The sequence below is a fragment of the Microbacterium sp. NPDC059771 genome (assembly GCF_042732495.1).
GTDB lineage: Bacteria > Actinomycetota > Actinomycetes > Actinomycetales > Microbacteriaceae > Microbacterium > Microbacterium sufflavum.
This window is the reverse complement of record NZ_JBHWHK010000001.1, coordinates 2,452,851-2,468,411: the sequence shown is the minus strand read 5'-3', so window position 1 is coordinate 2,468,411 and position 15,561 is coordinate 2,452,851. Positions and strand designations below refer to the sequence as shown.

Sequence of the window (15,561 nt, the reverse complement as noted above, 5' to 3'; positions counted from 1 at the left end):
GCGGAAGCGACGGCTCAGGCGACGGCGCGTGCGTCCGAGCCGAGCCAGGCGCGGAGCAGAGCCGCGCGCAGCACCGCCCCCCGCTCCGCGAAGCCGCGCTGTCGTCGCACGTAGTCGGCCTTGCCCTCCGGCGTCTCGATGCGCACGGGCTCCACGTCCCAGGCGGCCAGGTCGTAGGGGGCGGCCTGCATGTCCAGCAGGCGGATGTCCCTCGCCAGCTCATAGGTGTCGAGCAGCAGCTCACCGGGCACGAGGGGCCCGAGCTTCATGGCCCAGCGGTACAGGTCCATGCCGGCGTGCAGGCACCCCGGCTGCTCGACCTGGGGCTGCCCGTCCCTGCTGAGCGTCGTCCGGTTGCGTGGCACGGCCTCCGGGGTGAAGAACCGGAACGCGTCGAAGTGGGTGCACCGCAGGTCGTGCGTCTCCACGACCGCATCGGTGCCGTCCTTCCCGAGGCGCAGCGGCACGGGGTGACGGTGCTCGTCCGCGCGATACACCATCGCCCACTCGTGGAGTCCGAAGCAGCCGAACTGACCGGGCCGCGAGGCCGTGCGGCGCAGCATGCGCTCGACCAGCGCGGCCAGCTCGGGCTTCTCGGCCGCGTACCGGTCGACATCGGGAACCACCGCGTCGGGGGTCGCGCCGGGGGAGTACCAGCGCCACCCGGCACGCTCGGCGGCGTCACGCAGCTCGACCCCCGCACCGGGGTGCCAGCGCCGCAGCTGCGCGGGCTTGCAGGCGTAATAGGTGTGGAGGAAGTCCCACACCGGGTGCTTCTCGCCGCGGGACAGGCGGGCACGGTGGTCGGCGGTCAGCGTGTCGGCACGCTCCCGATGCGCCTGCTCCCGCGGGAGCCACTCCTCGCGCGACAGGGCCATGTCAGTGCAGGATGCCCACGTCGCCGAGCTGGTCGCGCAGACCGGCACCGTCTTCGGCGCTGACCCACGGGGCGGCGTCCGCCTCGTGCGACTCCATCTCGGCGCGCCCACCGGCGAGCACGGCCTCGGCGGGAAGGAGGCGCCGGATGGCCACACCGGCCACGGAGTCGGGGTGCTCTTCCTGGAACTGCGTGTAGATGGCCTCGTCGTGCTGGCCGTCGTCGCCGATCAGCAGCCACTTCACCTCGGGGAATTCGGTGGCCAGGCGGCGCAGGTTCGTGAGCTTGTGCTCGCGGCCGCTGCGGAACCAGCGGTCGTGCGTCGGGCCCCAGTCGGTCAGCAGCAGCGACCCTGCGGGGAACAGGTGCCGCCCGAGGAACCGGGAGAGCGTGGGTGCGACGTTCCAGGCGCCCGTGGACAGGTACACCATGGGCGCGCCGGGGTGCTGGCGCAGGAGCTGGTCGAGCAGCACCGCCATGCCCGGGACCGGGATGCGGGCGTGCTCATCCACGACGAAGGAGTTCCAGAAGGCGATGAACGGGCGCGGGAGCGCCGTGACCATCACCGTGTCGTCCACATCGGACACGACCCCGAACCGGGTGTCCGCCGCGACGATGAACGCCCGCGCCTCGATCGGCTCCTGCCCCTCGACCGTGACCGTGAAGGTCTGCCACCCGGGCTCCAGGTCGGCGCGGATCACGGCGTCGATCACACCACCGCGGTCGGCGACGACCTGGTGAGTGCTGTCGCCCACGTGCACGCTGACCGACGCGAACCCGACCGGGATGCCGACGAAGCTGCGCCAGCCGCGGATGCTCGCCGGCTCGCCGTCCCGGTTGCTGCGCTGCGGCGGCACGATGAGCACCCGCCCCAGCACGCGCACCCACCCGGGACCGCCGTAGCCAGGGAATGGGAGGATCGTGGCGCTGCGGCCGCGTCGGCGCGCTCGCCCCTCGCGCCACACGTGGAGGCGGTGCTCGAGCCGTGCGAACCAGTGGATCCTGGGCGCCGGGGGTGGGGAAGCCATTGCCTCAGTCTTTCACGTCGGCGTCCGTGCCCGCCTCCGGCGCCTCCAGATGCCGCGCCTCCAGCCGCTGCAGCAGCTTCTTGCCCAGATACGCCAGGAGCAGGAAGAGTGCGATGGCGCCGACGAAGATGTAGCTCGCGTAGTGCACCCGGTCGACGAGGTCGCGGAAGCTTCCCGCCGCGAGCGAGGTCACGCTCACGTAGGCCGTGGCCCAGATGATGCAGGCGGGCGTCGTCCACGCCAGGAAGCGGCGGTACGGGTACTCGCTCATCCCGACGGTCAGCGGCACCAGGGAGTGCAGCACCGGAAGGAAGCGGGAGAGGAAGATGGCGATGCCGCCGCGGCGGGCCAGGTAGTTCTCCGCGCGCACCCAGTTCTGCTCGCCGATGCGGCGCCCCAGCCACGACGAGCGGATGTGGGGACCGAGCCACCGGCCGAGCCCGAAGCCGATGCTCTCGCCGATCAGGGCGCCGACCACGACGGTCACGCCCATCGCCACACCCTCCCAGGGGGTCGCGATCCCCATGGAGGCGATGATCACGATCGTGTCGCCGGGGACGATGAGCCCGATCAGGATGCTCGTCTCCAGCATGACCGCGAGTCCGGCGACCAGCGTGCGCGTGACCGGATCGATCGACTGCACGGTGTCGAGGAGCCAGAGCAGGAGGTCGTCCACCCCCTGAGAATATCGGGCGTCGCCGCACCTAGGCTGGGAAGGTGCGCGCGCACCTGAGCCCCCGACCCCTGCCGACCTGGGCGGACCCCGAGCGGCTGTTCCGCGTGCTCGCCGCCAGGGCGGGTGACGTGTTCTGGCTGGACGCGGGGGAGGGAGCCGCGGAGGGGTGGAGTCTGCTGGGGGTCGGCGTGCTGTCGCCGAGACCCGACGATGTGCGGCTGGACGGCCGCGTCTCCGAGCCCGGGCTCCCCCCGTTCCTCGGCGGATGGGTCGGCTGGTGCACGTACGAGGGCGGTGCCGCGGCCGCCGGTGCCCCGGTGTCCGCGGACGACCCGGTGCCCGACGGCTGGATGCGGGTGACCCACGCGATCGCCTGGGACCATGCGCGCCATCGCCTGTGGGCGCTCGACCCCGCCGGGCCCGACGCCGACCCCTGGGCGGACGAGCTCCTCGTCGCGGCGGTCGACCTCACTCCCGCGCGGCCGGATCCGGTACCGGGGACCACCGTGGCCCGGCACACCCCCGCGGAGTACGCCGAGCTCATCGAGCGGTGCCGCGCCCTGATCCGCGCGGGCGTCGCGTATCAGCTCTGCCTCACCACGCGCTTCACCGTGCCGGGGACGCACGACCCGGTCGAGGTGTACCGGAGGCTGCGGTCGGCGACCCCCGCGCACCACGGGGGCTTCGTGCGCATCGGCGGGCGCGCGCTGCTGAGCGCCAGTCCGGAGCAGTTCCTCCACGCGGCGGGCGGAGTCGTGCGCACCCGGCCGATCAAGGGCACCCGGCCGCGCAGCAGCGACCCCGACACGGATGCCGCACTCGCCGCCGAGCTCGCCGGCGACCCGAAGGAGCGCGCGGAGAACGTGATGATCGTCGATCTCATGCGCAACGATCTGTCGCGCGTGTGCGTGCCCGGCACGATCCGTGTCGACGGGCTGTGGGTCGTGGAGAGCTACCCGGCCGTGCACCAGCTCGTGAGCACGGTGAGCGGCACGCTGGCGGACGGCGTCACGCTCGGCGCGCTGCTCGCGGCCGCGTTCCCCGCCGGCAGCATGACCGGGGCGCCGAAGCTGTCGGCGATGACGCGGCTGCACGAGCTGGAGGGCGGCCCCCGGGGCGTGTACGCCGGCTGCTTCGGCTACGTGGGCGTGGACGGCGCCGTCGACCTCGCGATGGTGATCCGCAGCATCGTGATCGCGGGGGACGAGGCCGTGGTCGGAGCGGGCGGCGGGATCACGTGGGGCTCGGTGCCGGCGGCCGAGGTCGCCGAGGTCGCGACCAAGGCGAGGGCTCCGCTCGCGGCGCTGGGCGCGGAGCCGCCCTGGCCGTGGGGTTCCGATATCCTGAACTGATCCCGCAATTCCCCTCAGATTGGTCGTGCGTTCGTTGTCCGAGAACCTGTCCACCGCTCCCGTCGACGAGGAGATGCCCTCGGCGCACGCCATCCAGGCCAAGTGGCAGAAGTACTGGGCGGAGCACGAGACGTTCCTTACCGGCGGCGACGGCGACACCCGCCCGCGGCGCTACGTCCTGGCGATGTTCCCGTACCCCTCGGGCGACCTGCACATGGGGCACGCGGAGAACTACCTCTATTCCGACATCGTGGCGCGGTTCTGGCGTCACCGCGGGCACAACGTGCTCAACCCGATCGGCTGGGACTCGTTCGGCCTGCCCGCCGAGAACGCGGCGATCCGCCAGGGCGCGGACCCGCGCGAGTGGACCTATCAGAACATCGCGCAGCAGAAGGTCGGCTTCGAGCAGTACGGCGTCTCGTTCGACTGGAGCCGCGTCCTGCACACGTCCGACCCGGAGTACTACCGCTGGAACCAGTGGCTGTTCCTGAAGATGTACGAGCGCGGCCTGGCGTACCGCAAGAAGAGCCCGGTCAACTGGTGCCCGAACGACCAGACGGTGCTGGCGAACGAGCAGGTCGTCGACGGTCGCTGCGAGCGCTGCGGCTACGAGGTCGTGAAGAAGAAGCTCACCCAGTGGTATTTCCGCATCACCGACTACGCGGATCGGCTGCTCGACGACCTGAATCAGCTCGAGGGTTTCTGGCCGCACAAGGTGCTGCAGATGCAGCGCAACTGGATCGGCCGCTCGGTCGGCGCCGACGTGGACTTCCGCATCGAGGGCCGTGACGAGCCGGTGACGGTGTTCTCCACGCGCCCTGACACCCTGCACGGTGCGACGTTCTTCGTGGTGGCGCCCGACTCCGATCTCGCCGCTGAACTGGCCGCCGAGGCTCCCGTCGAGGTGCGCCAGCGGTTCCAGGACTATCTGGAGCAGGTGCAGAAGGAGTCCGACATCGATCGGCAGTCCACGGATCGCCCCAAGACGGGCGTGTTCCTGGAGCGCTACGCGATCAACCCCGTGAACGGCGAGAAGCTGCCGGTGTGGGCCGCCGACTACGTGCTGGCCGACTACGGCCACGGCGCCGTGATGGCGGTTCCCGCGCACGACCAGCGCGACCTCGACTTCGCCCGCGCCTTCGACCTGCCGGTCAAGGTCGTGGTCGACACGACCGCGCCGATCACGGGGGCCATGCCGGTGATCGAGGTCGACGAGGAGGGCGTCCCGATCGACACGGGCGCCGCGCTCGACGAGCAGCACCCCGCATCGACCGGTGTCGCGCTCACGGGCGACGGTCGCATGATCAACTCGGGTCCGCTGAACGGGCTGTCCAAGCGCAACGCGATCGCCCGCGCGATCGAGCAGCTGGAGGCGTCGGGCACGGGCCGTGCGGCGAAGAACTACCGTCTGCGCGACTGGCTGATCTCGCGACAGCGCTTCTGGGGAACGCCGATCCCGATGCTGCACGGCGACGACGGCCGCATCGTGCCGGTGCCCGAGGACCGGCTGCCCGTGAAGCTGCCGAGCGTCGAGGGACTCGACCTCAAGCCCAAGGGCACCTCGCCGCTGGGCGGGGCGGAGAGCTGGGTGCGCACGACCGACCCGGAGACCGGCGACCCCATGCTGCGCGACCCCGACACGATGGACACGTTCGTCGACAGCTCGTGGTACTTCCTGCGCTTCCTCTCGCCGAACAGCGACACCGTGGCGTTCGACCCCGCCCAGGCGTCGCGCTGGGCGCCGGTGGACTCGTACATCGGCGGCGTCGAGCACGCGATCCTGCACCTGCTCTACGCACGCTTCATCACGAAGGTCCTGTTCGACATGGGCCTGATCGACTTCACCGAGCCGTTCTCGAACCTGATCAACCAGGGGATGGTGCTGCTCGACGGGCAGAAGATGTCGAAGAGCAAGGGCAACCTGGTGCTGTTCCAGGAGGAGCTCGACGCGCACGGCGCCGATGCGCTGCGCGTGGGCCTCGCCTTCGCCGGTCCGGTGGAGGACGACAAGGACTGGGCGGACGTGTCGACCACGGGCGCGCAGAAGTTCCTCTCGCGTGCGCTGCGCATCGGGCACGAGGTGTCCAGCCCGGTCGACGTGGTGTTCGACGGGGGAGACGCGGCCCTGCGTCGCGCCACGCACAAGCTGCTCGCGGAGGCTCCGGCCCTGGTCGAGCAGACCAAGTTCAACGTGCTGGTCGCCCGGCTGATGGAGCTGGTGAACGTCACCCGCAAGACCATCGACGGCGCGGGCGGTGCGGGCGACCCCGCGGTGCGCGAGGCCGCCGAGACGATCGCCGTGATGCTCGACCTGATCGCGCCGCACACCGCGGAGGAGATGTGGGAGCTGCTCGGGCACGAACCGTCCGTCGGACTGGTCACGTGGCGCTCGGCCGACCCCGCGCTGCTCGTGGAGGACACGGTCACGGCCGTCGTGCAGGTGGGCGGCAAGGTGCGGGCTCAGCTCGAGGTCCCCGCGCGCATCGGCGAGGCCGAGCTGGAAGCGCTCGCCCGCGCGGATGAGCGCGTGATCCGGTCGATCGGCGACCGCGAGATCGTGAAGGTCGTCGTGCGCGCTCCCAAGATCGTCAGCATCGTCGTCGCGGGCTGATCCGTCGCGACCTCCGGAGCCGCGGTCACGCGTCCTGGTCGGCGCGCGCGGCGTCCGCGACGGCGATGCCCCGGCGCATCGCCGCGCGAGACGCCTCGTCCCACGGGCCGGACTCCGCGAGCGGGATCTCGGTCAGGTAGCGGCGCTCGGACTCCGGCAGGAGCGTCACGAACCGGGTCGGATCGGAGCCGGCCATCGCATACAGAGCCGGACCGTCCGCGTAGTACAGATCGCACGCGACGAGACGCCCGTCGCTGCCGCGCATGATGTTGGACGGGTTCTGATCGAGGGGGCCGCACCAGGGCAGCGCCCGCGCTGCCCTGGCATGGATGCGGCGCACGACGTCGACGAGCTCGGCGACGTGCGGTGCGCGTTCGGCGATGGCGGTGTGGAAGGCGACCGCGTCCTTCTCGTCGACCGCGTGGAGCCACTCCATCACCTGCAGATCCCCGCCGCCCGCGAGTCGGCGGTGCGCGAACAATCGCGGTACCTGACCGGTGTGCGCGGCTTCGCGATACAGCGCGGCCGTGTACGGTCCGACCGGATCGAACGGGCTGATGCGCACCGCGGCGACGCCGTCGGGCGAGCGCAGGGCGAAGGCCCAGTCGCCCGCGCCGCTCGGCGTCCAGCCCGCCTCGCGGAAAGCGCGCTCAGCGTCGTGATGAGAGGCCTCCGGGGGCAGGTCGTCGACGATGTCGGTCACCGGTCCAGTCTGCGCCACGCGGCGGGCACGCATCGGAAGAGAGAGCGGCGTGCCCGGGCGCCGGCTCATGCGTGCTGCCAGCCTGGCGGCGTCGGAGCGAGCTCGGCTCCGATCGCCCCGCCTTCGGCTCTGCACGGCGGACCGGGCGCCGCTGTTGTCCACGACCGGCGGTTCTCCGTGCTCGCGGGGGGTCTGCGGAGACCTACCGTGACGGGGTGACTCCTCCCGCACCGACACCCGTACCCCGGCAGCGACGACTGCGGCTCGGTGTGGGCGCCGCGGTGGCACTGGCTCTCGTCGTGCTGTCGGCCGCCGTCGGACTGGGCATCCTGCGCGGTCAGGGCGCACCGGCGGAGTCCTTCCCGGTGGGCGACCGCGCGACGGCCGCGCCGTCGTCCGACGTGCTGTACGTGCACGTGCTCGGCGCGGTCGAGCGGCCGGGACTATATGTCGTCGGCGGTGATGCGCGGCTGGTCGATGCGGTGGCGGCCGCGGGTGGTACGACGGTCGACGCCGACCTCGCCGCGATCAACCTCGCCCGCCGGGTCGAGGACGGCGAGCAGATCCTCGTGCCCGTGGTCGGCGGGTCGGGCACCGGCTCTCCCGTCGCGGCACCCACCGACGCGCGGATCGACCTCAACGCGGCCGACCAGGCCGCGCTGGAGACGCTGCCGCGGATCGGCCCCGCCCTGGCCGCCCGCATCATCGCGTGGCGGGAGGAGAACGGACGCTTCCAGTCGGTGGACGACCTCCTCGGCGTGCCGGGCATCGGGGAGAAGCTGCTCGCGGGATTACGCGACGGGGTACGGGTGTGAAGTCCCGCGATCTCCGGCTCGTGCCGGTCGCCCTCGCGGTGTGGGCGGCGGCGCTCGTCTGCGTGTTCCAGCCCGGTCTCGCGGCGGCCTGTGCGCTCGTGTGCGGCGTCGCGGCGGGCGTCGTCCTGCTGGTGCTGCTCGCACGGGGGAGGCACGGCGCGGGGCTGGTCCTCCTGATGCTCGCGGCGGCCGCGGCCACGGCGCTGTCCGTGGGGTACGCCCTTCCGTCGCGCGAAGCCGCCGCGGGGCAGGGCGGCCGCGTGGTCGAAGCGGTGGTCGAGGTCACGTCGTCCGCGTCCACGGGTCAGGATGGGCGGCTCTGGGTCGAGGCGACCACGCAGAGCCTCGGTCCGCCGGGTCGGGCGCGCCCGGTCGCGGTGCCGGTGCGGATCGGGACCGTGCCCGCCGACGGCATCGACCTCGGCGCTCGGCTCCGCGTCGTGGGGGAGACCTCGGCGACGGAGGCGGGGGAGCGCGCGGTGCTGGTGCTCTACGCCACGACCACGGAGGTCGTGCAGCCTCCGTCCGGGGTGTTCGGCGTGGCCGCCACGGCGCGCCGCGCCTTCGTCGACCGCGCGCTGCGGCTGCCCGAGCCGGGCGGGGCGCTCCTGCCGGGACTCGCCGTGGGGGACACCAGGGCGGTGGGCTCCGACCTGGACGAAGACATGCGTTCGAGCGGTCTCAGTCACCTCACGGCCGTCAGCGGGGCGAACTGCGCGATCGTGGTGGCGGCGGTCTTCGGGCTCACGGCGCTGTGCGGTGGCGGCCGGGCGCTGCGGGTGGTGCTCGCGACCACGGCGCTCTCCGGCTTTGTGGTGCTGGTCACGCCGGAGCCGAGCGTGGTGCGCGCCGCGGTGATGGCGGGCGCGGGGATGCTGTCCGTGCTCCTAGGACGACCGAGCGCCGGTGCAGGCGTGCTCGCCCTGTCGACGATCATGATCCTGGTGTCCGATCCGTGGCTCGCCGCGACGCCCGGCTTCGCGCTGTCGGCCGCCGCGACGGGCGCACTCATCCTGCTCGCACCGCCGTTGTCACGCGGGTTGCGACGGTGGATGCCGGGCCCGGTCGCACTGGCGATCGCGGTCCCGCTCTCGGCGCAGCTCGCGTGCGGGCCCATCATCGCGCTGTTCGCGGAACAGCAGTCGCTCATCGGCGTGGCGGCGAACCTGATCGCGGAACCCGCGGCACCGGTCGCGACCGTGGTCGGGCTGCTCGCCTGCCTCGCGGCGCCCGTGCCCGCGGTCGCCGACCTCCTGGCCGCCACCGCGTGGCTGCCCGCGACCTGGATCGCGACGACCGCCCAGGTGACCGCGGACCTGCCCGGTGCGACCATCCTGCTGCCCGCAGGGATCGGCAGCGCGGCACTGGTCGCCGGGCTCGGCGCCGCGGTCGCGGTCGTGTGCCTGGAGGGCGGGAGCCGTGGTCCGCGGTGGCGCGTGCGCGGCGGCGCCGTGCTGCGCGGTGGCGCCGTCACGGTGCTCGTGGTCGCCGGCTCCCTCGCCGGGGCGCAGGCCCTGCTCGGCGGGCCCCTCGCGACGGCCGCGACCCCGGACGCCTGGTCGATCGCCGCGTGCGACGTGGGTCAGGGCGACGCGCTGCTCGTCCGATCCGAGGGCGCCGTGGCTCTGATCGACACCGGTCCGGCGCCGGAACCTCTTCGCGACTGCCTGCGCTCGCTCGGCATCGATCGACTCGACCTGCTCGTGCTCACCCACTTCGACCTGGACCATGCGGGCGGCGTCGAGGCCGTGCGGGGCCGGGTGTCCGCGGTGCTGCACGGGCCGACCGCCGACGCGGACGACGAGCGGACCCTCGCCTCGCTCGCGGCCGGGGGAGCACGGGTGGAGCAGGCGTCCGCGGGGCTCAGGGGAACCCTGGGCGGGGCGAGCTGGCGCGTGCGGTGGCCCGTTCGCGATACGACGGCGTTCCCCGCGGGCAACGACCTCGGCGTCGTGATGGAGTTCAGTGGGGGAGAGGTGCCTCGCTCGCTCTTCCTCGCCGATCTGTCGGCCCCTGCGCAGCGCCTGCTCCAGCGTTCGGAGCGCCTCGGCCCGTACGCGGTGGTGAAGGTCGCCCACCACGGCAGCGCCGACCAGGACCCCGGGCTCTACCAGGCGCTCTCACCCGTGGTCGCGCTCATCAGCGTGGGTGCCGACAACGACTACGGGCACCCGCGCCGTGAGACGCTCGACCTGCTGGGCGCGCTGGGGGCCCAGGTGTATCGGACCGACGAGCGCGGACGCATCCTCCTCGGGCTGCGTCACGGCGCTCTGGCGATGTGGAGCGAGACGACTCCCGAGCGTCGAGGTCGTCGCCGTGGCAGCGGGACATCGTGCAGGTCTGCGCCGAACCAGCGGCAGCGATCGTCCGATCGCGGTGTCGGACGCCGCCGGTAGGCTGGGGTCATGGCAGCGTCCCGTCCTCCCGCCCGCGGTGGCGCGAAGCCCGCGAAGATCCCGCAGGTGTCGTGGCGCGAGCCCCGTCCCGCCCCGATCGTGCTCGTCTCCGGTCCGGAAGAGGTCTGCGCCGAGCGTGCGATCGCCGGTGTCCGCGACTATCTGCGCGCCGAGGATCCGGCCCTCGAGGTCAGCGACGTCCGCGCCGACGACTACGCCCCGGGCACGCTCCTGGCCCTCACGTCGCCCTCCCTGTTCGGTGAGCCGCGCCTCGTGCGGGTCTCCGGCGTCGAGAAGTGCTCCGACGCGTTCCTGCAGGAGGCCGTGTCCTATCTCGAGCAACCGCAGGAGGGCGCCACGGTCGTGCTCCGTCACACGGGCGCGAGCGTTCGTGGCAAGAAGCTGCTCGACGCCCTGCGTGCCGGCACGGGCGGGGGCATCGAGATCCCCTGCCCGGCGATCAAGCGAGACGGCGACAGGGTCGACTTCGCGGCGGGGGAGTTCGCGGCTGCCAAGAAGCGCATCGCGCCCCCGGCCCTGCGAGCCCTGGTCTCCGCGTTCGCCGATGACCTCACCGAGCTCGCCGCCGCCTGCCAGCAGCTGATCGGCGACGTCGAGGGCGACGTCACGGAAGAGGTCGTCACCAAGTACTACGGCGGCCGCGTCGAGGTGTCGGCGTTCGTCGTTGCCGACACGGCGATCGCCGGGCGCTACGGCGAGGCCCTGGTGTCGCTGCGGCACGCCCTGGCCTCCGGAGCGGATCCGGTGCCCATGGTCGCGGCGTTCGCCATGAAGCTGCGCACGATGGCGCGGGTCGCCGGGAATCGGGAGCCGAGCCGTCAGCTCGCGCAGCGCCTCGGGATGAAGGACTGGCAGGTCGACCGCGCCCGCCGCGACCTCGCGGGCTGGAACGAGCGGTCGCTCGGGATGGCGATCCAGGCCACCGCCCGCGCCGACGCCGAGGTGAAGGGTGCCGCCCGCGACCCGATCTTCGCGCTCGAGCGCATGGTCACGGTCATCGCCACGCGGGAGCCCTTCGGCGGCTGAGCGTGCGGCGCCCGCAGCCTGGCAGCGGTCCGCCACCCGTGAAGATGCACGTCGCCGGCACGCAGTCCCGGCGCGAGCGTGTGCCGCTGCACGCCGCCTCCGCGATGGAGGGCATGTTCCCGGCCCCTCGCTTGTCCCGTGTCGACCCCACGTGTTCCGGGAACGACAGAAGGCCCGCCTCGCGAGGAGACGGGCCTTCCGGATGATCAGATGCTCAGAGAGCGGCGACCTTCTTGGCGATGGCCGACTTGCGGTTGGCCGCCTGGTTCTTGTGGAGCACGCCCTTGCTGACGGCCTTGTCGAGCTTGACCGTGGCCTTCTTCAGGACCTTCTCGGCGGCGGCCTTGTCGCCGGCGGCGACGGCCTCGCGGGTCTGGCGGACGAGAGTCTTCAGCTCGCTCTTCACGGCCTTGTTGCGCTCGTGAGCCTTCTCGTTGGTCTTGTTGCGCTTGATCTGCGACTTGATGTTTGCCACGTGTGGACGCTTTCTGTACAGGAGTTGTTCGGAGTGCCGGCAGCAGAAGAGGGCTGCTGCACGGCGGTCGTGAGGGAAGAACCCACACGCAAGCCAAGAGCCAACTCTACCAGTCCGGGATGCATCGCGCGAAACGAGGCCGCGTCCGCGAAACTGCGTCGCGCTCGGAGTGGTACCGGGTGCAGAATCATCGTGACCCGACAACGACGTCAAGGAGCCCCATGACCCCCGCCTCCGTTCCTTCCCCCGCGCTCGGCCGGCTCCGCTGGTCTGCGGCGACCTCGGCGCTCCAGATCGAGGGCTCGCGCTCCGCCGACGGGGGAGGGCGCTCGATCTGGGACGACTACCTCGAAGCTCCCGGCGCGATCGTCGACGGCTCCACCGCCGACCCCGCCTGCGACAGCTACCGCCATCCCGAGCGTGACGCCGACCTCGCCTCCGCCCTCGGCCTCGACCGCTACCGCTTCTCGATCCCGTGGGCGCGGGTGCAGCCCGACGGACGTGGGCGCGGGAACACCGCAGCCCTCGACCACTACTCCCGGTTCGTCGATCTGCTGCTGGAGCGCGGCGTCACGCCCTTCCCCACGCTGTTCCACTGGGAGATGCCGAGCACCGTGGAGGAGACGGGCGGGTGGCTCGCGCGCGACACCGCCGAGCGATTCGGCGAGTATGCGGCGATCGTGGCCGACCGCCTGGGCGACCGCGTCGCGCACTGGTACACCCTCAACGAGCCGGCGATGACGACGCTCCAGGGCTACGCGGTGGGTGCCCTCGCACCGGGGAAGCAGCTGCTGTTCGACGCCCTGCCCACCGCCCATCACCAGCTGCTGGCTCACGCGCGGGCTGCGGCGGCGCTGCGCACGCGGGGTGCCACGGCGGTGGGACTGGTCAACAACCACACCTGGGTACTCCCGCTGCAGGATGCCCCGGAAGACCACGAGGCGGCGTTCGTCTACGACCTCCTGCACAACCGGATCTTCAGCACCCCGCTGCTCGACGGCGCGTACCCCGACCTGGAGGCGATCGGGCTGCCGCCGCTGCCCGTGGAGGAGGGCGACCTGGCGGCGATCGGCGGCTCGATCGACTTCTACGGCGTCAACTTCTACAACCCCACGACCGTGACGGCGTCCACCGCCGGAGGACCCATCCCGTTCGACATCGTGCCGACCCCCGGTGTGCCGGTGACGGGCTTCGGACCGGAGTGGCCGATCATGCCGTCCGCCCTGCGCGACCTGCTGGTCGACCTGCACGCCCGGCACCCGCAGCTGCCGCCCGTGATTATCGGTGAGAACGGTGCCTCCTTCCCCGAGCCCGACACGGCGGCCCGCGTGGACGACGCCGACCGGATCTCCTACCTGTCGGGGCACATCGCCGCGGTCGCCGAGGCCATCGACGCCGGAGTGCCGGTCGAGGAGTACACGGTGTGGTCGCTGCTGGACAACTGGGAGTGGGCCGACGGCTACACCCAGCGCTTCGGACTGGTGCACGTCGATTTCGTCACGGGGGAGTGCACCCCGAAGGCCTCGTACGACTGGTACCGCGACCTGATCGCCTCCGTCCGCACCGGTGCCACGACGTCGGCGGCGCGGCGATGACCGCGGCTCCGGCGACGCACCGCGTCCGGGCCGGCGCGCGGTGGATGTCGCTGTTCACGCTGGCGTGGCTGGCGATCTGGACCGTGCAGCTCACCCCGGTGCAGCTGCTCCTCCCGCTGCAGCTCGATACCCCGGAGGACGACTGGATCCGCGGGGTCGTGTCCTCCGGCCTCGTGCTCGGGGTGGGCGGACTGGCGGGCATCGTCGCCGGTCCGGCCGCCGGTGCCCTGTCGGATCGCGCGCGCGCCGGACGGCACCGCCGACGCCCGTGGGCGCTGGGTGGTGTCTGGCTGACGGCCCTGTGCCTGGTGCTGACCGGTTTCGCGACCGGACCCTGGGCGGTCGGTGCCGGGTGGGTGGGTGTCTCGATCGGCGTCGCGGTGTCGTCGGCCGCCTTCACCGCCCTGATCGCGGATCAGCTTCCGACCACGCAGCGGGGTGCCGCCTCCGCCGCCGTCGGCTCCGCCCAGGCGGTCGGGATCGTGCTCGGCGTCGGGCTGGTCGTGCTCCTCGGACTCGACATCGTGTCGGGCTACCTGCTCCTGGCCGCGGTGATCGCGATTGCGGGGTCGGTGGCCGCGCTCCTGCTGCCCGACCCGCCGACGACCGAGGCGCTGCGTCCCCGCGATGCCGGACGCCCCCGGCTGGCCTCGCTGCGCGACCGAGACTTCGCCTGGATGCTGTCCGGTCGGCTGGTGACCAACGTCGGCAATGCGCTCGGCACCGCCCTGTTCCTGTTCTTCCTGCTGCACGGGCTGGGGCAGGAGAACACGACCGCCCAGGACAACCTGCTGCTGCTGATCGTCGTCTACACGGTGTTCGTGGTGCTGGCCTCGGTGGTCACCGGCCTCGTATCCGACCGGACGGGGCGGCGCCGCACGCTCACGGTCGCCGCGACCGTGGTGCAGGCGGCGTCCGGAGTGGCGATCGTGCTGGTGCCCACGTTCGAGATGACCATGGTCGCCGCGGCGCTCATGGGGCTCGGCTACGGCGCCTTCTCCACGGTGGGACTCGCGTTCGCGGCCGACCTGCTGCCGGATGAGCAGGACCACGCCCGCGACCTCGGCATCGTGAACGTCACCGCGGCGCTCGGTCAGCTGATCGGCCCGGTCCTCGGGGCGGGGCTGGTGGCGCTGGTCGGCGGCTTCTGGCTCGTCTTCCTCGCCGCTGCGGTGCTGTCGCTCGTGGGGGGCCTGCTCACGGCGTTCGCACGGCAGCCCGCCCGCTCATGAGTCCTCGGCCTGCGCCTCGACGGTGGCGATCGCGAGGGCCAGCACCGCGTTGAACACCCGGGGTCGCATGGCCGTGACCAGGTGCGTGGTGCGGGGGACCACGATGAGCTCCGCGTGCGGTGCGAGCCGGCGGAACAGCGGTTCGTTCAGGCGCAGCTGGTCATACTGCCCGTTCACGAACCACAGCGGCACGTCGATGCGCGGGACGGCGGCGGCCACGTCCAGCGCGGCCAGGCTGCGCAGCGCGGTGTCCTGCATGTCGAGCGCGTAGCCACCGGCCTGGAAGTCGGCGCGGTTCTCGGCGGGGATCGTGGCGGCGAGCATCTGCCGCGTGAGCCACAGGCCGCGGTCGGGGAGCGAGTCGACGGCCCGCGCGAACAGTCGGTACGCGCGGAGCCCTGCACCCTGCGGGAGCGAGGTGCAGGCGGCCGCGACGAGCCCGGCGACCGGAGGACGCTCGGCGCCCCCGGTGTAGGCGAGGGAGAGCAGTCCGCCCATCGAGTGCCCGACCAGGAGCACGGGTCCGCGCTCGGCGGCGGCGCGCACGGCGGCATCGATCGTGTGGAGGGCCTCGTGCAGCGTGAAGTCCTCCGCCATGCGGGAGCCGTGCCCGGGAAGATCGAGCGCGGTCACGGGATGCCCGTGCTCCTCCAGGTACGCCACCTGGGAGCGCCACATGGTCGCCGAGGTGCGGATGCCGTGCACGAGGACGGTCTGGACGCTCACGTCTTCAGCATAAGGAAGCGGGGCCGGT

Annotated in this window: 13 protein-coding genes; 7 read left to right on the top strand and 6 right to left on the bottom strand. The window is 72.4% G+C overall.

The features are described 5' to 3' along the window. Positions 1 to 14: 14 nt before the first annotated feature. From ACFV3I_RS11800 to ACFV3I_RS11790, 3 genes are read right to left on the bottom strand one after another with little or no spacing between them, the layout of a single operon-like run. Positions 15 to 878 carry a 3-methyladenine DNA glycosylase gene (locus ACFV3I_RS11800; RefSeq protein ID WP_378803773.1) on the bottom strand — a complete coding sequence of 288 codons (864 nt, stop codon included), beginning with the start codon at positions 876 to 878 and terminating at the stop codon, positions 15 to 17. A gap of 1 nt (position 879) precedes the next feature. Continuing rightward, a complete protein-coding gene (locus ACFV3I_RS11795) occupies positions 880 to 1,905 on the bottom strand; it encodes an App1 family protein (protein ID WP_136033591.1) in 1,026 nt (341 codons plus the stop codon). 4 nt (positions 1,906 to 1,909) lie between these two features. Further along, positions 1,910 to 2,581 (bottom strand): DedA family protein, encoded by a 672-nt coding sequence (locus ACFV3I_RS11790; protein ID WP_136033589.1) that lies wholly within the window; start codon positions 2,579 to 2,581, stop codon positions 1,910 to 1,912. A 41-nt stretch (positions 2,582 to 2,622) separates the two neighbouring features. On the opposite strand from ACFV3I_RS11790, the gene ACFV3I_RS11785 reads away from it, so the two are divergent. Then, positions 2,623 to 3,933 (top strand): anthranilate synthase component I family protein, encoded by a 1,311-nt coding sequence (locus ACFV3I_RS11785; RefSeq protein WP_378803772.1) that lies wholly within the window; start codon positions 2,623 to 2,625, stop codon positions 3,931 to 3,933. Between the two features lie 73 nt (positions 3,934 to 4,006). Then, a complete protein-coding gene (leuS, locus tag ACFV3I_RS11780; protein WP_136037320.1) occupies positions 4,007 to 6,544 on the top strand; it encodes a leucine--tRNA ligase in 2,538 nt (845 codons plus the stop codon). Between the two features lie 25 nt (positions 6,545 to 6,569). Here leuS and ACFV3I_RS11775 read toward each other — a convergent pair whose 3' ends face one another. Next, complete coding sequence (locus tag ACFV3I_RS11775; protein WP_378803771.1) at positions 6,570 to 7,247, bottom strand: hypothetical protein; 678 nt, start codon at positions 7,245 to 7,247, stop codon at positions 6,570 to 6,572. A gap of 215 nt (positions 7,248 to 7,462) precedes the next feature. Between ACFV3I_RS11775 and ACFV3I_RS11770 the strand changes: the two genes are divergently transcribed. Genes ACFV3I_RS11770 through holA form a run of 3 tightly spaced genes read left to right on the top strand, consistent with a single transcriptional unit; the run spans position 7,463 to position 11,505 of the window. Continuing rightward, positions 7,463 to 8,062 carry a ComEA family DNA-binding protein gene (locus tag ACFV3I_RS11770; RefSeq protein WP_136037318.1) on the top strand — a complete coding sequence of 200 codons (600 nt, stop codon included), beginning with the start codon at positions 7,463 to 7,465 and terminating at the stop codon, positions 8,060 to 8,062. After that, complete coding sequence (locus ACFV3I_RS11765; protein WP_378822877.1) at positions 8,059 to 10,458, top strand: ComEC/Rec2 family competence protein; 2,400 nt, start codon at positions 8,059 to 8,061, stop codon at positions 10,456 to 10,458. Before ACFV3I_RS11770 ends, ACFV3I_RS11765 begins: the two co-directional genes overlap by 4 nt. 9 nt (positions 10,459 to 10,467) lie before the next feature. Next, complete coding sequence (gene holA, locus ACFV3I_RS11760; protein ID WP_136030521.1) at positions 10,468 to 11,505, top strand: DNA polymerase III subunit delta; 1,038 nt, start codon at positions 10,468 to 10,470, stop codon at positions 11,503 to 11,505. Between the two features lie 214 nt (positions 11,506 to 11,719). Here the strand turns inward: holA and rpsT are convergent, their stop codons facing one another. Continuing rightward, entirely contained in the window at positions 11,720 to 11,980 is a 261-nt protein-coding gene (gene rpsT / locus ACFV3I_RS11755; protein ID WP_136030523.1) for a 30S ribosomal protein S20, read from the bottom strand. Positions 11,981 to 12,201: 221 nt separating this feature from the next. Between rpsT and ACFV3I_RS11750 the strand changes: the two genes are divergently transcribed. After that, complete coding sequence (locus ACFV3I_RS11750; RefSeq protein WP_378803768.1) at positions 12,202 to 13,575, top strand: glycoside hydrolase family 1 protein; 1,374 nt, start codon at positions 12,202 to 12,204, stop codon at positions 13,573 to 13,575. Further along, positions 13,572 to 14,807, top strand: coding sequence for an MFS transporter (locus ACFV3I_RS11745; RefSeq protein WP_378803767.1), 1,236 nt, complete (start codon positions 13,572 to 13,574; stop codon positions 14,805 to 14,807). Before ACFV3I_RS11750 ends, ACFV3I_RS11745 begins: the two co-directional genes overlap by 4 nt. Here ACFV3I_RS11745 and ACFV3I_RS11740 read toward each other — a convergent pair. Then, complete coding sequence (locus tag ACFV3I_RS11740) at positions 14,802 to 15,533, bottom strand: alpha/beta fold hydrolase (protein ID WP_136030529.1); 732 nt, start codon at positions 15,531 to 15,533, stop codon at positions 14,802 to 14,804. The two genes, ACFV3I_RS11745 and ACFV3I_RS11740, sit on opposite strands and share 6 nt — an antisense overlap. Between the last annotated feature and the right edge of the window lie 28 nt (positions 15,534 to 15,561).